At 41.5% G+C, this 22,776-nt stretch carries 21 protein-coding genes; 18 read left to right on the forward strand and 3 right to left on the reverse strand.

Translation table 11 applies throughout. The features are described 5' to 3' along the window. Positions 1 to 29: 29 nt before the first annotated feature. From P0X86_RS01275 to P0X86_RS01285, 3 genes are all read right to left on the reverse strand, one after another. Positions 30 to 155 carry a paeninodin family lasso peptide gene (locus P0X86_RS01275; RefSeq protein WP_119850459.1) on the reverse strand — a complete coding sequence of 42 codons (126 nt, stop codon included), beginning with the start codon at positions 153 to 155 and terminating at the stop codon, positions 30 to 32. Then, positions 152 to 2,122 (reverse strand): asparagine synthase-related protein, encoded by a 1,971-nt coding sequence (locus P0X86_RS01280; protein ID WP_277747558.1) that lies wholly within the window; start codon positions 2,120 to 2,122, stop codon positions 152 to 154. Before P0X86_RS01280 ends, P0X86_RS01275 begins: the two co-directional genes overlap by 4 nt. A gap of 88 nt (positions 2,123 to 2,210) precedes the next feature. Then, positions 2,211 to 2,681, reverse strand: a complete 471-nt coding sequence (locus P0X86_RS01285) for a VanZ family protein (RefSeq protein ID WP_277747559.1) — start codon at positions 2,679 to 2,681, stop codon at positions 2,211 to 2,213. 180 nt (positions 2,682 to 2,861) lie between these two features. Between P0X86_RS01285 and P0X86_RS01290 the strand changes: the two genes are divergently transcribed. The 18 genes from P0X86_RS01290 to P0X86_RS01375 all read left to right on the forward strand — a co-directional run bounded on the left by P0X86_RS01290 (position 2,862) and on the right by P0X86_RS01375 (position 22,776). Further along, on the forward strand, positions 2,862 to 4,832 hold the full coding sequence (locus P0X86_RS01290) for a glycosyl hydrolase family 28-related protein (RefSeq protein ID WP_277747560.1): 1,971 nt from the start codon (positions 2,862 to 2,864) through the stop codon (positions 4,830 to 4,832). 330 nt (positions 4,833 to 5,162) lie between these two features. Continuing rightward, entirely contained in the window at positions 5,163 to 5,915 is a 753-nt protein-coding gene (locus P0X86_RS01295; protein ID WP_277747561.1) for a YveK family protein, read from the forward strand. Beyond that, positions 5,896 to 6,540, forward strand: coding sequence for a CpsD/CapB family tyrosine-protein kinase (locus P0X86_RS01300; RefSeq protein ID WP_277747562.1), 645 nt, complete (start codon positions 5,896 to 5,898; stop codon positions 6,538 to 6,540). Before P0X86_RS01295 ends, P0X86_RS01300 begins: the two co-directional genes overlap by 20 nt. 281 nt (positions 6,541 to 6,821) lie before the next feature. Further along, positions 6,822 to 7,712 carry a UTP--glucose-1-phosphate uridylyltransferase GalU gene (gene galU / locus P0X86_RS01305; RefSeq protein ID WP_277747563.1) on the forward strand — a complete coding sequence of 297 codons (891 nt, stop codon included), beginning with the start codon at positions 6,822 to 6,824 and terminating at the stop codon, positions 7,710 to 7,712. A 69-nt stretch (positions 7,713 to 7,781) separates the two neighbouring features. Next, a complete protein-coding gene (locus tag P0X86_RS01310; RefSeq protein WP_277748977.1) occupies positions 7,782 to 8,423 on the forward strand; it encodes a sugar transferase in 642 nt (213 codons plus the stop codon). Between the two features lie 36 nt (positions 8,424 to 8,459). After that, a complete protein-coding gene (locus tag P0X86_RS01315; RefSeq protein WP_277747564.1) occupies positions 8,460 to 9,902 on the forward strand; it encodes an O-antigen ligase family protein in 1,443 nt (480 codons plus the stop codon). Further along, positions 9,903 to 10,880, forward strand: coding sequence for a glycosyltransferase family 2 protein (locus P0X86_RS01320; protein ID WP_277747565.1), 978 nt, complete (start codon positions 9,903 to 9,905; stop codon positions 10,878 to 10,880). It abuts the gene before it with no gap. Next, positions 10,861 to 11,670 carry a glycosyltransferase family 2 protein gene (locus tag P0X86_RS01325; protein ID WP_277747566.1) on the forward strand — a complete coding sequence of 270 codons (810 nt, stop codon included), beginning with the start codon at positions 10,861 to 10,863 and terminating at the stop codon, positions 11,668 to 11,670. Before P0X86_RS01320 ends, P0X86_RS01325 begins: the two co-directional genes overlap by 20 nt. Continuing rightward, complete coding sequence (locus P0X86_RS01330) at positions 11,651 to 13,003, forward strand: lipopolysaccharide biosynthesis protein (RefSeq protein WP_277747567.1); 1,353 nt, start codon at positions 11,651 to 11,653, stop codon at positions 13,001 to 13,003. Before P0X86_RS01325 ends, P0X86_RS01330 begins: the two co-directional genes overlap by 20 nt. Before the next feature lie 25 nt (positions 13,004 to 13,028). Next, a complete protein-coding gene (locus P0X86_RS01335; RefSeq protein ID WP_277747568.1) occupies positions 13,029 to 13,868 on the forward strand; it encodes a glycosyltransferase family 2 protein in 840 nt (279 codons plus the stop codon). Positions 13,869 to 13,894: 26 nt separating this feature from the next. Beyond that, complete coding sequence (locus P0X86_RS01340; RefSeq protein WP_277747569.1) at positions 13,895 to 14,947, forward strand: glycosyltransferase; 1,053 nt, start codon at positions 13,895 to 13,897, stop codon at positions 14,945 to 14,947. A gap of 25 nt (positions 14,948 to 14,972) precedes the next feature. After that, a complete protein-coding gene (locus P0X86_RS01345) occupies positions 14,973 to 16,163 on the forward strand; it encodes a glycosyltransferase family 4 protein (RefSeq protein ID WP_277747570.1) in 1,191 nt (396 codons plus the stop codon). Further along, positions 16,160 to 17,356 (forward strand): glycosyltransferase family 4 protein, encoded by a 1,197-nt coding sequence (locus tag P0X86_RS01350; RefSeq protein WP_277747571.1) that lies wholly within the window; start codon positions 16,160 to 16,162, stop codon positions 17,354 to 17,356. Before P0X86_RS01345 ends, P0X86_RS01350 begins: the two co-directional genes overlap by 4 nt. Further along, positions 17,356 to 18,495: a glycosyltransferase gene (locus P0X86_RS01355; protein WP_277747572.1), complete on the forward strand. Its 1,140-nt coding sequence runs from the start codon at positions 17,356 to 17,358 to the stop codon at positions 18,493 to 18,495. Before P0X86_RS01350 ends, P0X86_RS01355 begins: the two co-directional genes overlap by 1 nt. A 2-nt stretch (positions 18,496 to 18,497) precedes the next feature. Next, positions 18,498 to 19,874, forward strand: a complete 1,377-nt coding sequence (locus P0X86_RS01360; RefSeq protein WP_277747573.1) for a sugar phosphate nucleotidyltransferase — start codon at positions 18,498 to 18,500, stop codon at positions 19,872 to 19,874. Positions 19,875 to 19,917: 43 nt separating this feature from the next. Then, positions 19,918 to 21,255 (forward strand): UDP-glucose dehydrogenase family protein, encoded by a 1,338-nt coding sequence (locus P0X86_RS01365; RefSeq protein ID WP_277747574.1) that lies wholly within the window; start codon positions 19,918 to 19,920, stop codon positions 21,253 to 21,255. Between the two features lie 125 nt (positions 21,256 to 21,380). Then, positions 21,381 to 22,451, forward strand: a complete 1,071-nt coding sequence (locus tag P0X86_RS01370) for a nucleotidyltransferase domain-containing protein (protein ID WP_277747575.1) — start codon at positions 21,381 to 21,383, stop codon at positions 22,449 to 22,451. 34 nt (positions 22,452 to 22,485) lie between these two features. Continuing rightward, entirely contained in the window at positions 22,486 to 22,776 is a 291-nt protein-coding gene (locus P0X86_RS01375; RefSeq protein WP_277747576.1) for a lasso peptide biosynthesis PqqD family chaperone, read from the forward strand.

Consider the following 22,776-nt stretch of genomic DNA (forward strand, 5'->3'; position numbering starts at 1 on the left):
GCTGCACTTTCAAGTATAAGAGCTTTATGTTAGCTGGTGTGAACCATTTCATCCGGATCCGGTTGTACACCGTCCGGAATTGCACTACCAGGACCGGCCATGGTCATTTTGATGTCAAGAATCTCCAAAGCAGGCACACTCCATTCCTTTTTCATTGGACTTCACCTCCTTTCAGAAGTTTTTTTTGGAGAAATCGGTACAGAATGAGGCTGCGCATGAGCAATTTGATCGAAGGATTATACGCTTGATTCGGGCTAATTCCCTGACGGGCTTCGGCTAAGGCGTCGTGTATGACAGGCATGTTAATGATCTGCTGCATTCGGGAATCTCGGTAGACATGCTCCACTTCATTTATAAACAGAGGCCAGTCATTTAGCATGCGGTGGATGGAATCCGCCGCTTGGATCCCTCTCGTTCGATGATTAAGACGAATAGAATCAGGAAGCCAGCCCTTTGTGGAACGGCGGATTAAAGCACGGTCCATCCCGTTCTGAACGAATTGTTCCATTGGTGTTGCTAGGCAGAAACGAATGACCCTTAGATCATTGGAGGGATCATGGCTCCACAGAGAGTAGCGAAGAGAGAGTTTGCAATTACTTGTGCCGGTTGCGCTCCACATGTTGACTCTTTCGTAATGCACTCTTCTCGCTTCCAAGGGGTCGTCTGGGAGATCGTCCGTTGAGCCGATTCCAGTAAAGGTAAGGTCGTTGAGCTTCTCATAAATACCCACTCGCTTGGCATAATCTGAATTGATTAATTGCGGGAATTCACAGGAAGCGATTGAAGTGCTGCGCTGTTTCAATGCCGGGATGGCCTTACGGCTGACAATGGAATATAGCCGTTTGCGACTTACTCCAACGTTCCTGCTATATCGTTTGATTTCTTGAGTTAGCTGAAGCCACTTCAGGTTTTTCAGAAGTTTGGTGTAATATTCGATCGCAGGCCCCCAAGAGATGCTGTAATTTCCTCTAGCGCCATTAAGCAGAATGCCGATATCCCGTTGTTCGGCCTGTTCGTAAATGCCTCGAAGCCAGAACGAATTATCAAAAAACTTATAGGGTGACTCCAGAATATCAAGCCAATCATCGATTTCCGTGAAGGCACTTCTTCCGGAGAAGTCCAAATAGTGGTCGTTAATGTTCCCCACGAACTGCACTGTTTGCTTAATGAGAGGTCTCTCGTCTGCAAGTCTGTGTTTCGGCGTCCAATCCACAAATCCGGCTTCTGGCACGTAACTGAAGGTTTGGAGCGTACGGTTCTCGTTGTGCAAAGCTCTTGCGGCAAAACTAACCACCGAACCTGAATCCAATCCTCCGCTAAGATGAGCTCCGACATTTCGTTTCGTTCGCCGAAGTCGTGCGGTTACGGCTTTGTTGAATACTTCCCGGAAAGCCTCCTCATACTCTTCTGATGATGCCAATTGCAAAGGAATGACATTCAAGAGGCTATGGTATCGACTAACCGATACTTTATCATTCTGGATGATGATTTTATGAGATGGCGGCAGTTGATGGATGTCCTTATAAATCGTAGTGGATACATCCGGAGGTTCAAAAACGCCATGAATGGCCAGAAACTCAGCCAGCCATGTTTCATTGATCTCTTTATGTATAAAGGGTAATGAAAATAAGGGATTAATAGCCGTACAAAAACAAATCTGCTGTTCATCGCGATGGTAATAGAGTGTCCTAGCGCCTGAGAAGTCCCTAGCTCCAAAAAGAAGCTGCTTTCTCTCGTCCCAAATGATGAAAGCAAAGTCTCCGACCAACCGTTCCGGCATACGATCGGACCATTTCTCATAAGCAAGGAGCAGAACTTCACTGTCTGTCATATGAGGCCTCAGGTGATAAGGTACTTGCAATTGATCCATTAATTCATCTCGATTGTCGATTATGGCGTCAGCTGTTATGGCAAGCCCCCGGTTCGAATCAAAGGAAGGTAACCGTTCTTGGACGGATTGCTCTGTTATCCACTGTGCATGACAACCCAGGATAATGTTATTCTGGATCCATACCATGCTTTGGTTGGCCGGATATTGCCTCAATGCCTCCATTAATAGTCCGCCGTGCCCCGACTGGACCGTCTCCCCATTAAAACGATAAATACCGGCGATAGCACTCATAAGACGTTCCTCCAATTAGACCGAAACCAATCACTAATACTTGATACTTAATGTATCGAAGTCATTATATAACACGATACAATATGTATCAATATTTTTTTTCTTCATGTGTTACATGATTGGAATTGGTTGAAATAACAAGATTGAAGTTTCGTTTCTTCCTTGAGCTTTTACGGAACAGGATGAGACAGCAAAGATAAGCCAGGAGAATGCCGAAGGAGTCGTTCATCACATCATAGATGCGGCCACCTCGAAAGAAGAAGAGCTGGAGGATTTCTGTTAATGCAGCGTAGATGACAGACAAGTAAAATGCGGATTTATATTTACCAAAATTCGATGCGAGCAAGGCAAGAATGAAAAAACCGATAAGATGGCCTATTTTTCGAAGAATCCAGTCATGGCTATACCATTGGAAATCCAGCTTGACCAGTTCCAACCAATCAGGACTTGGATTGAGCTGGAAATCAATAATGTGATATTGGACTAAAAGATTGAAGTTAACGGAGCAAGTGAATATAAATAGGACAATTGCCCAGATAACCGTGAGAACGATACGCATAGGACAGCCCCTTTTTGATAATGCCTCACTTATATAGGTAGATTGTTTTAAAATTCAGGAACCAGTATGGTCCCCGATACATAATGTATCTAATCAAGGATGTATACTATAGCAGCTGTAGACATATTTCAAGTTAAAATAAATGACGGTTGAATGAAAACAGGCATGGAGGAGATCAAAATGGCCAACGATCATACGAATTACATGAAGATGAGTAAATGGTCTCCAAACGATAAGTTGTTACTTGAAGACCTAAGTTTCAACTTCGAATTGTTAGATGAGGAAATGAAGAGCCGCGGAATCAATGTCAAATGGTTCGGAGCTGTTGGTGATGGTAAGACCGATGACACAACGGCATTCCAGGCAGCGATGGCAATGTGCGATATGCGTTACAAGCTGTTTGTCCTTGCAGGTGATTATCGAATCAGACAAACTATCGAGAACAATAGTCGCGGGATTTATGGGATTGGCTCTTATGTGGATAGTGGACAAATGGGCACTAGAATCATCTGGGATCCCCTCGACACTACAACAGATTTGCTCCCTTGTATTAGAATCCGAAACGCTGGGATAAAAGCTGTGTTCGAAGATTTTGGGGTTTACGGAATCGTACAATATAGTTCTAGAAGACTCTCCACTTGGGTTAACAAGCAACTATTTGAAGAAAGCTTATACGATATGTTTTCTAAGGGGACTGTCGCAATCGAAGTGGCGGGTACCGCAACACCAATATTTAGGAATATTATAACCTCCGGTGTAAAGGTAGGGCAGTTGCTTAACAGTACCCATGGGCATGTATCCTCATATGATTGTTCTTGGAACGGATTAATTGGTGTTTATTGTCGTATAAATTCTGTTGATTACTTTTACCAAGGTGGTGGTATATCTGGAGCGTTTTGCGGGATTATGCTCGGCACTATATTAACAGCAGGCCATCGTGGGGGCTTTGATGCTACTCTTCATAGAACACATCTTGGATATTCACCTTATGCAATTTATCAGTGCATTGATAGCGGGCTTGATGATTATAACAAAGCCTCTTCAGTTATGGGGTTAGGCGGTATATACACAAATGCACCGTTCGAACAATGTGGAGAAGCAGCAATTAAACTATTGACCAAATCAACCACATCTAACTTGAGGATATTCGGTTTCGGTTTTACATGGTCCGCACCTAAGTATTCCTCGAACTCCTCTAATTGGGAGTACCCACTTCCAGATGAATTGAAAAATCCAAATGAGAAGCAGCAATTTGCGGTATGGTTTGGAACCATTACAGGCACTACATCATTTAATGATAGTTTAGGTAGATTGAGGAAATCAAATGCTGAGGGTGCGGTCGGAACTGCGTTTATAGAGACTTTAACCGGTGATAAAGAGCCGGATTTGTCTGGATTAACGATTGCAGATACGGTTATTCGTAGGAAAGTCTCACCATTATACAAATCCATGGATTTACAGGCTCGCATGCAGGAAAGAGAACATAGAACGCTTATGCCGGTTTCATCACCGAACTTACTAAGAAACCCAGAAGTACTATCGAATTGGTCGATACTGAATGGGGGAATATTAAGTCTCGTGACTGCAAGTCAAGTCCCAATACCCATCACAAATGAGATGAAGCAGGTTATTGGAAGTAATCCAGTTATATTAAAGGTGTCGCCGGATGGGGTCAATTCACCGAGTATTAGAATTAAATTTAATGCGCAGAGTTTACCATATCAAGGGGATGCAAATAGAAACTTGGCGATGCAATATTTCATTCTGGAGACGGAATATGAAAGTTCATCGATGTTTAAATCGATGGGAAATATTATAGCGCAAGATGCAGAGTATATTTTTAATGATGCGATAACGTGGACAACGAGAGGCTGGAAACATATTCGGGGGAGAGAGTTAGCAAGTAAAACGGGTCTGTTGTATGAATTCAATATAGGGTTTATACCAAGAGTAGGTGATACCTACATTACAGGAGTGATGGTGACATGGGATCACATTGGCTCCTATTCACCATATTCCCATAGTTTTATGACAAGTACTTTGGAGATCGGTGGATCAGGAAATGGAATAATATTAACAGATACAGCTACAGGCAGTAGATATCAATTATCAATTCTCAATGGCAATTTGAATATCACACCAGTAATTTGATCGATCAGTATTTATTTATAGTTACCAGCAAAAAATCGGAATCATTGATACTTCAATATCAATGATTCCGATTTTTTGTCAATACAGAACTTTGTGACTAGAACAAGAATGTAAGCGATTTTAGGAAATGAGTCCATTTTCCCAATGATACAAAATGTCACAATAACAAGGAGGAATATAAAATATTGCCTTGACATGATACAAAATGTATCGTAGATTATGGAATATGAACTATACAAATCGTAGCACTGATCTTAAATGATACATATTTGAATCTAAATATACACTTCAATACTATCCCAGATTTTAAGCAGGAGGTTACAAAGCGAAATGGAACTTAAACAAATTTTTAGAATTGTTCAGAAGAAATGGTGGTTGATAGCGACAATAGTAATTATTTCGATTGTAGCGACTGGAGTGAAAAGCTTCTACTTCACAACGCCGATATACGCAGCAAATGCAAAGCTTATAGTAAACCAGTCTTCGGGGGATGGAGGGGCTAGTCTCAATGCAAGCACGATCCAGACGAGTATCTTTCTAATTAACTCATATAAGGAGATCATAAAGTCTTCTGCCATTATGAATAAGGTAGTAGAGGATTATCCTGATCTAGGTCTGAATGCGTGGCAATTGTCAGCGAAGATATCTGTCACATCAGCTAACAATTCACAAGTTATGAATCTGATCTATGAGGATACATCCTATGCCAGAGCTGCCGAAATTGTAAATGCGGTTTCCACAGTGTTCAAGGAGCAAATCCCTCACATTATGAATGTTGACAACATCACGATCTTGAGTGAGGCTGACATGACAGCATCCCCTGTACCAATTAATGTAAACCCCATTATGAACTTGTTAATAAGTTTCGTTGTTTCGCTCATGCTGGCTACCGGACTTGTATTTATCCTCGATTATTTAGATGACACCTTAAAAACAGAAGTTCAAGTTTCTGAAACGTTGGATGTTCCGGTTCTGGCCGTTGTGGGTACGATCTCGAAAAGTGACCTGAAGAAATCGGCAAGAATGAAGTCTAAAGTAAAAACGAAAGTCGGTGAGAGTCCATATGCGACGATCAATCAATGATAGCAGCCTTATAGCATACACGAGTCCTAAATCGCCTATATCAGAAGTGTATCGGCTGCTTCGCACTAAGATTCATTTCTCGTTAAAGGATCAGGAATCGAAGGCGATAGTGGTCACATCTTCTCAATCAGGAGAAGGCAAAACTACAACGATCAGCAATCTAGCAATCACTTACGCACAAGAAGGCAAAAAGGTGATTCTAATTGATGCGGATCTGCGTAAACCTTCGCTTCACCGTGTTTTCTCCATGCCTAATCACCAAGGCTTAAGTACACTGTTGACCGGACTCACTAATATGCAAGATACGATTCAGGAAACGACTATTAGCCATCTTTCACTGTTGACTTCCGGGCCAATACCTTCCAATCCTTCTGACCTTATAGATTCTTCAGTGATGAAGGAATTACTGAAGGATTTAAAGGAACAATATGATGTTATTCTCATCGATACACCATCGGTGCTTGCTGTAACAGACAGTGTTATTGTTAGCGCTTTGTGTGATGGCGTAATTATGGTGGTTGCTTCAGGTAAGGTGAAGAAAGATCATCTAAAGAAAGCTAAAGAACAGTTGGATCATGTGAATGCTCAAATGCTGGGTGTTGTGCTTAATAAGGAAGCTAGATGATCCTTAACCAATGATAGACGGGTTATCAGATCTCAAGCTGCACAAATAAAGCGAGGGTAAAGGTAATGTCTACTGCACCTTTTTCACTGTAGACACTCGGTCACGCTGTGGGTCTTATGACCTTAGACATTATTGTCGAGGGTGTGATGTGAGGATGGGTTGAATGCCCTTATTTGGGAAATCGAGCTATGTGTTTTTTCGGGTGAAATAGCACATAGCTGGGTTTTCTATCATCACAAAACAGTACTAAAGAAAAAAAAAGGATGGGTAGTGAGAGAAGGATGAAAAAAGTAAAAAAAGCAATTATCCCTGCAGCGGGTTTGGGGACTCGTTTTTTACCCGCAACTAAAGCGATGCCAAAAGAGATGCTTCCAATTGTGGATAAGCCAACTATTCAATATATTGTTGAAGAAGCGGTGGCATCAGGCATTGAGGATATTATTATTGTTACTGGGAAAGGCAAGCGCTCAATTGAAGATCATTTTGATCATGCATTTGAGTTGGAAAACAATTTGTTCAGCAAAGGAAAGTTTGATTTACTTGACGAAGTTCGGCGATCTTCTAATGTAGATATTCACTATATACGCCAGAAGGAAGCGAAGGGACTAGGCCATGCAGTATGGTGTGCCCGAAACTTTATTGGAAACGAACCATTCGCTGTTCTTCTTGGGGATGATATTGTGCAATCCCAGACACCTTGCATCGGGCAACTAGCGGATCAATTCGAACAATTACAAAAATCAATAATTGGTGTTCAAGTTGTCCCTTATGACCAAACATCTCGTTATGGCATAATAGCTCCATTGAATAAATCAGGACGAATGTATGAAGTGGAATATCTTATGGAGAAACCACCTGTAGGTAATGCTCCATCTAGATTAGCCATTATGGGAAGATACATTTTGACTCCTGAGATATTTACATATTTGGAACACCAGGAGGAAGGTGCTGGTGGTGAGATTCAACTGACGGATGCTATACAGAAACTGAATGAGAACCATGGTGTATATGCATATGAATTCGAAGGAATTCGTTATGATGTAGGCGAGAAACTGGGATTTATTATGACTACACTTGATTTCGCATTGCAGAATAAGGAACTTCGAATGCCTCTTCTACAAGGGTTGGAAACCATTCTAGAAAGAGAGCATCTGGGTAAAATTAATCGCTAATGAGGTGAAGGTTAAGTGTCTCTCACACCGCAACGAAATGACGTAGAAGCTGTTCTTGATAAAAATACTATTTATACTAAGTCTGCTCCTGATGAAAAATCTAAATTGGTGTATCTTATGATTAAACGAACAATTGATATCATCTGCGCACTCGTTGGTCTTCTTGTGTTAGCACCTTTCTTTCTAATTGTAGCTATTCTAATTAAGCTGGAGGACCCGAAAGGGTCTATTTTTTTTTATCAGACACGCATCGGTAAGAACGAAAAACCATTCCGGATGTATAAGTTTCGCTCTATGGTTTCAAATGCTGAAGAACTTCTAGAGAAGTTGCTTGATCAAAACGAGATCAGAGGAGCAATGTTTAAGATGAAAGATGATCCTCGGATCACAAGGATTGGTAAATTTATTCGAAAGACGAGTTTTGATGAATTGCCCCAGCTATGGAATGTTATTCGCGGAGAGATGTCGCTTGTAGGACCAAGACCGCCTTTACCAAGAGAAGTTGCGGAATACAGTAACTACGATAAGCTACGGCTGCAGGTTACACCGGGTTGCACTGGATTGTGGCAGGTAAGTGGCCGTAATAACTTAAACTTCGACGAAATGTTGAAATTAGATTTGGAGTATATTGAGCAAAGAAGTTTATGGCTTGATATAAAGGTCATGCTTAGAACAGTAAAAATAATGATACTCCCGAATTCAGCATACTAAATCATACTTGCATGATAAAAGGGGAGAAAACGTAAAGTGGAGAAGGTAAACAGAATAAATACCCTGAACTCCAGTTTGAGAAAGATTATCCCGATCTTCATAACACTCTCAGGAGCTATAATTTTAGGGTTAATAATTGGGATTTTATGTTCGGTTAGTTCATTACATATGAATCTGCTGCAGTTCACAATTCTGCTCTTTATGATTTTAATTTCGCTTTATCTTAGTATCTATAGACAAAATCAGTTATTGCCTTTTATAGTTCTGGTTTGGGCACTGAGTCCAGAGGTTAGGCGGATTATCGATTGGTTGTTTCGCACTTATAGTGAGGTTTCAATTATTTCGATTCTTCCCCATTGTGTCAGTTTAACCCTTTTGATTCCAATTATAAAAAATATTGGATCGATAAATAAAAGAGTTAAAATTATAGCTATTATTATGGGGGTAACACTGGCCTATGGGTTTATCATCGGATTCCCAAGATACGGTATGTCATCCTTGTTTGAATTACTAAACTATGCTGTTCCTTTTCTTATTTTCATTTATATAAGTGTTTGTAATTTAAATATTGATGTGCGCTATAGATGGTTACGAAGCATATCTTTTATAGGAGTATTTGTATCGGTATACGGAATATATCAATACCTCATTCTTCCTGAGTGGGATCAATTTTGGATGCTAAACGCAGGAATGAAATCTATAGGGGCACCCGAGCCACAAAACTTTCGGTTGTTTTCAACAATAAACTCTCCTGGACCAACAGGGGTATTTCTTGGGATTACGTTAGCTATAATGACAGTTAATTCTAGATGGAGAGCGTTTGGTTTAATAGGAACGATGTTAGTTGGCTTTGCATTACTCCTTACTCTGGTTCGTAGTGGTTGGATTGCATATATCGTTATCATTTTAGCCTACTTATTTCGATCGCAATTGAAAAATAAAATGATGTTAATCACTGTTCTTGCAGTCATTGGCTTGGCTTACCAATTTTTACTCCCGCTATTACCTGGAGCTTCGAGTATAACTTCACGTGTCTCAACATTAAGTTCATTAGAAGACGATCATTCCTTTAATGAACGAATTAGCTTCGCAAGCAACGTCCTTTCTAGTATTAAGGAAAACCCAATCGGGAGGGGATTGGGAAGTACTGGGATTTCATCAAAAATTAGCAACAATTCTGATGCGGTTACTTCCTTTGATAATGGTTTTTTAAACATATTCTATACATTCGGCCTACCCTTAGGCTTAGCATTGATAGCGACCTTGTTTTATTTGGCGGTTTACTTTTTTAAGTTAAGTCGAATTGAAAAAGAATTTTCTTCATTGTCTTTTGCAATTATTGTAGCAATCTTGTTTCTATTAACAGGCAGCAACATTATTCCAGGTATTGCAGGAGTTTTACTTTGGCTTATTATAGGACTTACATTTATTTCAACCACCAAGTTGCACAGGAAAACTGAGTTAAGGAGGACTCATTAATTGAGAATAAGTGTAATTATTCCAACCTATAGAAGGGTTGAAGATCTTAAACGTTGTTTAAGATCTCTAAATGATCAGATTAGAAAAGCAGATGAAATCATTGTGGTGGTTAGAGATATCGATAGAGAAACACAACTATTTCTGGAAAACTTCGAATATATTTATGGTGTCTATAACACCATTATTGTTAATATACCGGGGCAAGTGCATGCTTTAAATCAAGGTATTGAACAAGCGACCGGCGATATTATTTCAATAACGGATGATGATGGCGCTCCATGGCCAGATTGGTTGAAAAATGTTGAGGAACATTTTATTCGAGATGCCCGAGTAGGTGGAGTAGGTGGAAAGGATTGGCTTCACAATAACTTTGTATTAGAAACTGGAAAAAGGGATACAGTGGGCAAGATTCAATGGTTTGGAAGAGTTATTGGTAACCATCATCTCGGTCACGGAACATTTAGAGAAGTTGATTTATTAAAGGGTGTCAACATGAGCTTTCGAGCAAATGCAATAAAGAACATCAGATTTGACGAAAGGCTTATGGGTAACGGTGCACAAGTTCATAACGATATGGCTTTCTGTTTAGAAGTAAAAAGAGCGGGTTGGAAATTGATTTATGATCCAAATGTAGCATTGAATCATTATTTAGCGGAACGCCATGATGAAGATAAGAGGAATCAAAGTTTTAATTATGATGCGAACTGTAATGCCGTTCATAACGAAACGCTTGTTTTGCTAGAGCACCTTTCCAAAAACGTAAGGGTGTTTTTCTTAGTATGGGCTGTATTAATTGGTACAAGATCCTCATGGGGAGTGGCTCAACTTGTTCGATTCTATTCGAAGGAGAAAAAGCTTGCTATTTTAAAATTTAACTCCAGTATAAAAGGACGGAGGAATGGCTGGAGAACTTGGAAAAACTCCAATATGCTCAATAAGCGAGGTGTGATTTCAGAGAATGTCAATATCAACAATTAAAATCTCTGTCGTAATTATTGCTCAAAATGAAGAAGATAAGATAAGAAATGCAATAAATTCTTCAATAAAAATTGCTGATGAAATAGTAGTAATTGACGGAGGCAGTACTGATAATACGATAACGATCGCAAAGGATCTAGGATGTAAAGTATTCTGTAATCCATGGCCCGGTTATGCAAAGCAGCGTAATTTTGGAGCTAATGTGGCTGAGAATAATTGGATATTCTTTATAGATTCAGATGAAGAAATTGATGAAGGGCTGCAAACTTCATTATTAAAATGGAAGAGTACTAATGAAGGTGATGTCAAAGCTTATTCTGTATATCGAATAGGCGATTTCCTAGGAAAATGGATGGGGAACGGCGAGTATTTAGTAAGGCTTTACAAAAAAAGTGAAGTTAGAATCAAAGATGTATTGGTTCATGAAGGTCCAGATGTAGAGGCAAATGAGGTGACTGCCCTAGAAGGGATCCTGTGGCATCATGGTTTTAGAAGCATTAATGATCATGTTCAACGCTTTAATAAATATACAGATTTAGAAGCGGAGAAGGATTACATTAATAATAAACGATTTAATTTATTTAGATTATTTTTGAGGCCGCCAGCGAAATTAGTATATGTATTATTTATTCGCGGCCTGATAACCAAGGGCATAGCAGGTATTAGTGTGGCTTTCTTTTGGATGTTTTATGAGTTTCTCAGAGAGATAAAGCTTTATGAAATTTCAAAATATAAAAACAATAAAAAGGCCTTGACTAGGAGCTTTCAGGATGGGAAAAGTGTTAGCTAGGAGAGATAAATGGACTCGGAATTTTATGCAAACCTTTTCGAGTCAACTGGTTATAATGTGTGTTAATTTGTTGTCGGGCGTCATATTATCTCGTGGGATGGGTGCTGAAGGCAGAGGACAATTCATTTCAATAACAATGTGGTCAAATCTTCTTTACTGGGCGTTGAGCTTTGGAGTTTATCAAGCAGTATTGTACTTCATGAAGCAACACAATGGTCAAAAGAACGACATATTTAGAACTTTCCTGGTCTATACATTACTTACTTGTATAATTGCAATTGTAGTTGCGGAGACAATTATTGTTCCTTTAGTTACTGATGGATACGATACTGGAGTGATAATAGCCGCAAGAATATATTTTATAGGAATTGTTTTTGCTGGATTTGCCGATATTCTTATGGCGACTTTAGCGAGTGAAGAGAAGTTCGGTTACTCCAATATTATTCGTATGTTGATTCCAGGATTCACAACATTAATTATGTTAGTTTTATTTTTTTTAGATATTCTTACTGCCCAAACGGCCCTGTATACATCATTCATTACGTCAAGTTGTTTATTTCTTGTAAATGTATTTAAGATGATAAATTTGAAGTATATCGGTGGTAAAGTAGACTGGCCACTCATGTGGCAAGCTTTTAAGTATGGGGCTAAATCACATGGGGGCAGTGTGGCCGGGTTAGCATCTAATAACTCAAGCCAAATGACTATATCTGTATTCTTGTCTTCTGCGTCACTTGGTTTATATTCAACCGCACAAAGTTCAGTTAGCCCTCTAAATACTATAACTTCGACTATAGGCATAACAGCACAGCCTATGTTAACAGCAGAGGAAAAAAACAAAGTTCATTTGCGAGTCGTGGAGATCATTCGAAAAACAGCTTTTGTAATTGGTATATGCTCATTTGCATTAGCATCACTTCTTCCTCTAGCTATCCCGATCGTCTATGGTCAAGAATTCAGAGCCGCTATTATTCCAGCATTAATTATATTACCGAGTGTTATGTTTAATAGTATTTCGAATACGTTTAGGAATGCCTTGAACGGTGCAGGAATGACATTTATTAATACAAAAGCAGAGATTATCGTTCTGGTTTTCACTGCTGTATTTCTTTTTGTATTTTTGAGCCGTTGGCAGCTGGAAGGAGCAGCAATTGCAACGACTTTATCTAGCGTTGTAAGATGTATTATTTTCTATAATGAGTATAAGAGGCGTATATATAGTATTTCAGTGTTAGAGATGATACCAACTTGGAAAGATGCGAAAGGTATTTATGCATCGTGGGTTAATCTCTGGAACAAAAGATTAAATAAAGCAACCGCAAGCAAGGGATGATATCAGAGAATTTTTGGGGTGTTAAATGAAAATTCAAATTTCCGTATGTATATGTACTCGCAACCGGCCGGAGGAACTTGTAAAGGCGATTCAATCAATACAGAAATCATCGTACCCAGTGCATGAAATAATTGTTTCGGACGATAGCACAGATTCAAGAACAAAAGATATCCTTGTAGATTTTCCAGATGTTATCTATGTTCAAGGACCGAGAAAAGGCTTGTGCGCTAATCGGAACAATTCGCTGAACCAAGCCACGGGGACTTACGTAATGTTTATGGATGACGATGTAATAATGAGGGAAAATTTTATTGAAAGCATCACTGGAGCGCTATCCCACGACATGCATAATCAAAATCTTATTATCAGTGGAATTGAATTTAATAACGGGGAACATGTGTATCCCAAAGAGCAAACATTTTTAGGTTTTCAACAGAAGCCGTACAATGATGAGGAATTAATGACTATTGTAATAAATAGCACTATATTTCCAAGGGCATTATTTAATGTAATAAGATTCGACGAACAATTAATATACGGGTATGATGAAGTGGATTTAACTACTCGAGCCACGGGTTGTGGATTTAAAATAGTCCTTTGTAAAGAAGCAGTGAATAATCATTACCCATCTATTCAAAACCGAGATTATTACAAGCCTGTTAAAGAAGCTTCCCGCATTTATGTAACATATAAACGATACAAGAAAACAGAGAAAGCTAATCTAAAAGCATACACTTTTATTTTGTTTGCAAGCTGCCATGTAATATTAAGTAAATTGAAAGCAAATGGCTTCAGAGGGTTGAAGGATGCATTCAATACTATTCAGATTTCTCGTCAATACATTCGGAATATGAATAATTTATAATATTGAGTACTGAACGAGGTGATGGATTGAATATTCTCCATATAGCCAATCATGTCAAACAGTCGGGTAACGGAATCGTCAATGTCATGATTGACTTAGCTTGTGAGCAGGCTAAATTAGGTCATAATGTGGCGGTTGCATCGGAAGGCGGGAAGTATGTAGATCTGCTGCAAAAGAATAGTATTCAACACTATAAACTGAATCAGACTAGAAGGCCGGCACAGATGATGCAGGCCTTTTTTAATTTCCGAAAAGTAGTCAAACAACTTAAGCCAGATATTATCCATGCACATATGATGACTGGAGCATTGCTATCACGTGTCGCAAGGGGGTTCCGAAATTATAAAATTGTGACCCATATTCACAATGAATTTCAGAAGAGTGCGGATATTATGAAGGTTGGTGATTCGGTAATAGCAGTAAGCCAGGCGGTTGCGACAGCGATGTTGAACCGTGGTGTTCAGGAGCAGAAACTGCACATCGTACTAAACGGAACTGTCGGAAGTTCCCGAAAGGAAGCAGCCGAAGAGGTATTACTCGACGGGCTATCTATTGTAACTGTAGCTGGTCTTTACGAACGGAAAGGAATAAATGATTTGCTTGAAGCTTTCGAAATCGTTTCTTCTGGATATCCTGAGGCAAATCTATATCTTTTAGGAGATGGCCCGGACAGATCGAAGTTTGAATTGAAAGCTAAACAATCTATTGCGAGAAATAATATCCACTTCTTGGGATTTAAATCCAATCCACAAAATTACATGAGGGCTGCTGATATTTTTGTATTGCCTTCGCATAAAGAATCGTTCGGCCTAGTATTAATCGAAGCCCGGGAAGCAGGCTGCGCCATTGTCGCAACGAATGTTGATGGAATTCCAGAAGCTCTTGATTTTGGTGAATCAGGTATGCTGGTGCCACCCAAATCACCAGATAAATTGGCAGAAGCCATCATGACAATGATTCAGGATTCCGAAATGAGAAACCAATATCGCAAGAGAGCAATGACAGGTCTGGAGTATTATTCTGTAGAGAGAGTAGCGAAAGATACATTAAAGATCTACGAAGGAGTACTCATTAGTTAAATCCTAGGAGAAAAGAGAGATAATCATGAATGTGCTGTCCACTGGAATGGGCTGGATCGATATCCAGTACGGAGGGCTGAACCGTTATTTTGCCGATTACGCTAACGCTATGAAAGAGCATGGACATTCTGAACTGGGCTTTATCGTAGCACCAAAGGGATCCCGTTTAACAACGGATCTTAACATTAAAAATGTTACACATGATAGCGAAGCCAATCATTATCTGCCTCGAATGCGATTGGTTAAGAAGCATACACATCAAGCGGTGAGATCTTTTCAACCGGATGTGTTCAATCCTCATTTTGCTTTTTATACTACGATGGTTAGTAGGAGAGCAATCCCCCCTCATATACCAATCGTGACACATTTCCACGGCCCTTGGGCGTTGGAAACAGAGGTACAACAGACGAAGACGGCAACGAACGCCATCAAAGAAACCAAGTTTTGGCTCAAAAAGCAAGTCGAACAATTAACCTACCGCCGTTCCGACGGTTTCATCGTGCTCAGTGAATATTTCCGTGATGTATTGACCGAAACCTACGGCGTAGATGAGCGGAAAATACATATCATACCCGGTGCAGTGGATCATAACCGCTTCCGTCCGCACCCAGATCGTAATGAACTGAGACTGCAATTAGGCATCTCCTCCTATCAACCTTTACTCTTCTGTATCAGGAGATTAGTTCGCAGAATGGGGATTGACCGACTGATCCATGCCATGGTGGATGTGGTCCGAGTATTCCCTGAGGTCCGACTGTTCATCGGTGGAGACGGACCGATGCGGGCGGAGTATGAAGACTTGATTCTTCGTCTTGGACTGTCTCCCAATGTGAAACTGCTTGGCAGAATTTCAAATGAAGAACTCGTTCAGTACTATCAAGCTGCTGATATCAGTTTAGTGCCGACACTGACGTTGGAGGGATTCGGTCTGATTACCGTGGAGTCTCTCGCTTGTGGTACGCCGGTACTGGGAACTCCATATGGGGGAACGAAGGAAATCCTGCATCAGATTTCGGATGATTTGATGTTTAAAGACGGTACTGCTGATTCGATAAGCAAGAAAATCATCGATGTTCTGAATAAAGACTCATTCCTTCCTTCACGGGAAGCGTGCAGGGATCATGTATTGAATCGGTATACTTGGAGTCGTGTGGCAGAATCGGTAACCGAAGTATTTACCGAAGAAGTCGACAAAAGAAAGGTGTTCAGAACATGAAAATCGCCTTTTATAACCATACAAGCACGGTAAGTGGTGCGGAGATCAGTCTCTTGTTAACTGCAAAATATGTAACGGAGGCACATCCGATTATATTCGCTCCCGAAGGGGAGCTGCTGCAGAAGGCTCGCAATCAAGGAATCGAGGTTGTTGCTCTACCCAGTTATCGGGCGAGAATGACCAGAAATCCATTTTTGCTTGTTGTCTATATGATGGGGATGCTGTGGGCAGGATGGAAGCTTGCTCTTCTCATGAAAAAAAGCCAAGTGGATCTCATCCATGCGAATTCCATACGAGCAGGTATTATGGCTGGACTATTCAGATGGTACCATCGAGTGCCTGTTGTATGGCATATTCGAGACATGCCTCCCCAAGGCTTTATTGGCAATCTAATAAAAAGGCTTGGAGGGAGTACAGCTAAAGCACTGATCTGTATCTCAGAATCTGTTTTACAAAGTATGGATCATCCTTTCGTAGCTGGGCAGTGTCGCCTTGTTCATAACGGTGTAGAGCTAAAGAGTTTTCATAATGAAGAAAGAGAAAGGATTAATGACCGTATCCGTTCGGAATTACAAACTCCCCAGGAAGCGCGAGTGCTGGCCATTATCGGTCAAATTGCTCCCTGGAAAAGGCAAGAAGATGCCATAGAAGCATTTGCCGGTCTTATTCATGAAGAACGGAATGTCGTTTTATGGATCGTCGGGGAAGCCAAGTTCAGACCAGAGAACGAACGTTATCTGGAAAGATTGAAAGAGATGGTTAAAGCTTTTAATCTTGAAGACAAAGTTATATTTACCGGGTTTCGGGAAGATGTATTGGAGATCTGCTGTGCTGCAGATCTCCTTTTATTATGTTCAGATCATGAACCTTTCGGGAGAGTCATTATTGAAGCCATGTCACAAGGGGTTCCTGTTGTGGGAACCAGAGGAGGCGGTGTCCCTGAGATTATTGAACATGGGATGAGCGGCTTCATGTATGAAATCGGAAATATAGATGAACTCGCACTCTATATCCGTCAGGTACTGGATGATCAGGCCATATGGTCTTTATTTAGTCAAAATGGACAGGAAAGGGCAAGGGAGATGTTCTCCATTAAGCAGACATCTCATAAAGTTCAGCAGATTTATAAAGAGCTCTTGGCGAGACCCGGCGTCGAGTTTAAAGAACGCCAGCAGGCGAAGGAGATTGTATAATGCGGAATTTGAAAGTGGCTATCGTACATGATTATCTCAATCAGATGGGAGGCGCCGAACGGGTTGTGGCTGTATTCCACAAAATGTTTCCCGATGCTCCGATTTATACGACGATCGTCGATCAGAATAAACTGCTGCCCGAATTGAAAGACGCTGTGATTCATACCACCTGGATGCAGCGCATACCTGGGATATTGGGCAAATTCAAACTCTTCTTCTGGCTGTATCCTTTCGCGGTTCGATCCATGAACGTGAAAGATTACGATCTGATTCTAAGCTCCAGCAGCGCTTATGCTAAAGGCGTGCGGAAGGGAAGTCAGAGTGTGCACGTTTGTTATTGCCATGCTCCCATGCGCTTTGCCTGGAATTTTGAAGCCTATATGGACAGTGTGCAAGTGCCCAATCTTGTGAAGCGGGTTGCCAAATGGTTCACCTACCCTCTTCAGGCATGGGATAAAAACAATTCCAAGCAGGTGGACTACCTTATTGCCAACTCCAGCATTGTGAAACAAAGGATCAGGCAATGGTATGGATTAAATGCGTCCATTATATTTCCTCCTGTAGAAATTAGCCGATTTAGCATCGATGAAGAGAAGCCGGAAGATTATTTCCTGATCGTCTCCAGACTCGTATCTTACAAAAGAATTGACCTGGCCGTAGAGGCCTGCACCCGACTGGGCAAACGGTTGCTTGTAGTTGGGGATGGACCGGATCGACAGAGGCTTGAGCAGTTAGCGGGTGATACCGTCACTTTTCTCGGCAGAAAAAGCGACGAAGAAGTTGTCCGATACATGCAGCATTGCCAAGCGCTCATCTTTCCGGGAATTGAGGATTTCGGGATTACACCACTCGAAGTGAATGCATGCGGCCGTCCAATTATTGCTTACCGTGAAGGTGGAGCTTTGGACACGGTTGTAGCGGAGAAGACAGGACTGTTTTTTAACGAACAATCGATAGAGTCGCTCTCCGAAACGATTAGACGCTTTGATTTATATGAATGGAATCCGGAGTCGATTCGGCAGCATGCTGAGAAATTTAGCGAGGATGTATTCGTGAAACGGCTGCAGTCCAGCATCGACGGCCTGATTAGAGCAAGAGAGATTAACGCTAAGCTTATGGAAGTTGAAGGGAGCTATTAATCATGCACATTGTTCTATTGTCTGGGGGCAGCGGCAACCGATTATGGCCGTTATCCAATGAGACACGTTCCAAGCAGTTTCTGAAAATATTGGACGGGGAGTCAGGACGTCGCCAGTCGATGGTTCAGAGAGTATGGAGTCAGTTAGGACAAATGGACCTTCAACAATCCGCGGTTGTGGCAACCGGAAAATCACAGGTTGAGCTGCTCCAAAATCAGCTTGGTTATGAAGTGGAAATTATCGTTGAACCGGAACGGAGAGATACTTTTCCGGCTATCGCTTTATCGGCTGGTTATTTGTATTCCGTTAAAGGTATCGGTCTAAATGAGGTTGTCGTCGTACTTCCGGTAGATCCGTTCGTCGAGGATCATTTCTTCGAGAAGGTGAAGGCATTAGAAGCATTAATGCTGGAAACAAAGGCTGATCTAGGGCTGATGGGGGTTTCGCCTGATCATCCATCTACGAAATTTGGTTATATTGTCCCTCAATCGGCATCCATTTTAGAGGATGGTACGGAGTTCTACAAGGTAAGCCATTTTGTAGAGAAGCCTAAAGCAAAGCATGCACTTCAGCTGCTAGAGCAGAAGGCGCTTTGGAACTGTGGCGTGTTTGCTTTCCGGCTTGAATTTCTCATTCATTACTTAATTGAACACTCGCTTCCTATTCAATACGATGAACTGCTTCATCAATATCGACGCATCGAAAAAACAAGCTTTGATTACGCTGTGGTTGAGAAAGCCAAGGACATTGTTGTTATGCCTTATGCAGGAATGTGGAAAGATCTGGGCACCTGGGATGCGTTGACCGAAGAAATTAATACTACTTTGATTGGAAAAGGGACACTAACCGACGATTCCTCCAATACCCATGTCATAAATGAACTGGATATTCCTATAACGGTGATAGGTGCGCCTAATTTGATTGTTGCCGCTAGTCCGGATGGTATTCTGGTTTCTGAGAAAAGCGCCAGTATGCGGATAAAAGAAGTGCTCCAATTCGGAGATCAACGACCTATGTATGAAGAGCGCCGCTGGGGGCGATATCGCGTGCTGGATTACACGAAATATCCAAACGGTAATGAAGTATTAACTAAACGGATATGCATCTTAGAGGGCAAGAATCTCAGTTATCAATATCATTTGCTGCGCAGCGAGGTATGGACAGTGATTTCTGGTCATGGCGAAATGATATTGGACGGTAACCTTCGCATGATCGAAAAGGGGGATGTCATCGTCATTTCGGCTGAAGCAAGACATAGTTTGCGCGCGATCACGGATATCGAAATCATTGAGGTACAAACAGGCAGTGAATTGATTGAGGACGATATTGTAAGACTGGCGATGAATTGGGACGAAATCAAGGTAAGTGTTTTGAATTAGTAGGTGGAATTTATGAAATCCGCTCTAAGAGGAGTGAAAAAAAGTGAAAATTACGGTCATTGGTACCGGTTATGTTGGTTTAGTCTCAGGGATATGCTTCGCCGAGCTTGGGAACGAGGTCATCTGCGTAGATAAAATAGAGGCTAAGATTGAACAGCTTCAGCGTGGAGAGGTCCCCATTTACGAGCCTGGCCTTCAGTCATTACTAGCCGTTAATATGGAAGCAGGCAATTTAAATTTTACCACCGATATGACTGCTTCGGTGAAGCAATCAGACATTGTTATCATTGCTGTAGGTACCCCATCCATGCCTAATGGGCAAGCTAATCTGAGTTATATCGAGACAGCGGCCAAAGAGATCGGGCAGGCGATGAACGGCTATAAGATTATTGTAACGAAGAGCACCGTCCCGGTAGGAACGAATGAAAAAATCAGAGAAATCATTGCGCAGTACACGCATGAAAACTTTGATATTGCTTCCGTACCTGAGTTCTTGCGGGAAGGCACGGCGGTTTCAGACACCATGAATCCTGACCGTATCATTATTGGAACGGACAGCAAGAGAGCAGAGGAGCAGCTTATTAAATTGCACAAACCTTTGACGGAAAATATGATCATAACAGACGTTCGCAGCGCTGAAATGATTAAATATGCCTCTAATGCTTTTCTTGCTACAAAGATTTCCTTTATCAATGAAATTGCGAATATCTGTGAGCGAGTTGGAGCCGATGTGACGAAAGTAGCCTATGGTATGGGTTATGACAAGCGCATTGGCTCCTCTTTTTTGAAAGCGGGTATTGGATATGGCGGCTCTTGCTTTCCTAAAGACACACAGGCTCTCATTCAAATCGCCGGACAAATGGATTATGACTTCAAGCTTTTGAAGGCCGTCGTAGAAGTCAACCGAGACCAACGCTTCAACATTATCCATAAGTTGGTCTCCTTGATGGGTGATCTAACGGGTAGAACGGTTGGAATCTGGGGCTTGGCTTTTAAACCTGAAACCGACGATGTGCGTGATTCGCCGGCACATGAGATTATAACGGAACTATTGGCACGAGGGGCAAAGGTGAAGGCTTATGATCCAGTCGCCTCTGATAATTTCAGGAGAAATTATGATATGGGCGGGATTATTTACTGCCCCAATGCCCGGGAAGCGGTTTGGCAAGCGGATGCTCTTTGTATTCTAACGGAATGGAACGAATTTCAAGAGGTTTCGTTATCTGATATCGAGTCTTGGTTGAAATCACCTTATCTGATCGATGGCCGCAATATGTATGATGAAGAACAATTGGCACAAACGAAGCTTGTCTATTACTCGATTGGTCGGCCAGGCATGAATAAAGGCGTGAGAGAGCAAGTGCCGGCACTTTTGCTATGATCAATTTTTTTGGGGTGAATACCTTGAATATTCAAGATTCTGTAAAGCTGGACCTGAACGATATCTCAAAGGAACTGTCTTTTTTACTCTATCTTCTCCGAAATAACGCTAACGATGAATTACTCATGAAGCAAGATGTATCGGATTTTGATTGGAAAATGTTCATGAAACTTGCGATCCACCATCGTGTTTATCCGCTTATATATTTGCGACTTAAAAGGATGGATGCAACACTAATTCCTCCCGAAATTATGGCGTCCCTCCAGCAGCATTATCATAACAACGTCATGAAAATGCTGCATTTAAGCAGGGAAATGAGTCAGATTTGTGGAGTGCTCAAGGATAGCGGGGTACGTACACTTCTGCTTAAGGGACCTATACTGGCTACGCAGCTTTATGGGGACTTGGCACATAGGACTTCGAAGGATTTGGATATCTTGGTTGACGCGGATGATGTGGAGAAGGTTGAACGGGTTTTGTTACAGCTGGGGTACGAATCGCAGGATGAACGTATCTTGGAAAATTGGAAAAAAACAAGCCACCACTTGTCCTATGAACATAAGCAGCACTCGGCACAAATCGAAGTTCACTGGCGATTAAATCCTCATTATGACAAGTCATTTTCCTTTGATTCGTTGTGGGAACGCCGGAATGATGTGATGCTGTCCCATCAGATCTATCATTATCTGGGGAATGAAGATTTGCTAAGCTATCTGGCCGACCATGGTGCCCGGCATGGCTGGTTCCGGCTGCGTTGGCTGATGGATATAGCAAAGCTGCTCCCTATGATAAACAGCGGTGATATGAGGGTTCACTTTGAGCGATCCGGGGGACAGCAATATGCAGGGCAAGCATTTATTCTCTTATCGCGGCTGTTCTCGGTCGACATACCGCACGACTTGACTGTATTGACTATGAACTCGAAAGCTCATCGCCTTGCGGAAACCGCGCTTTACTATATTAAAAGAATCGTGAAATTGAACCCGGTGCCGGAGAAAAGCGTGGCATGGCACTATAACCGCTATCTTTTCTCGTTAATGACGGGAAAACAGAAATCCCTATATATATTGAATAAGTTTCTGCCTAATTCGCGGGATGCCTCAGTTCTGCCATTGCCCAAATCACTGCATTTTCTATATTTGCCGCTTCGGCCATTTCTTTGGTTCTGGCGGCGATTGAAACAACCATCGATTTAATCGCTTTTATCATTGCAAAAAAGGGGTTCTATCCATGAGTACTGAATTAATCACGACAGACGCTCTTGTCGTCCAATCCGAAGGATTTCTGGTCAGTGATATGGATGGCGAGAAGGTGATGCTGAGCATCGAAAACGGCAAGTATTATAATCTGGGCCGGATTGGCGGGCGGATATGGGAGCTTATTTCGTCTCCTGCGACGATCTCCAATATGGTAGATCAATTGATATTGGAGTATGAGATCGAACCGGAGCTCTGTGAGCAGCAGGTACGATTGTTTCTTAAGCAGTTAGCCGCGGAAGGCCTTGTCCAGGTGGATAAATAG

Source organism: Paenibacillus sp. BR1-192 (assembly GCF_029542445.1).
Lineage (GTDB): Bacteria > Bacillota > Bacilli > Paenibacillales > Paenibacillaceae > Paenibacillus_AQ > Paenibacillus_AQ lautus_A.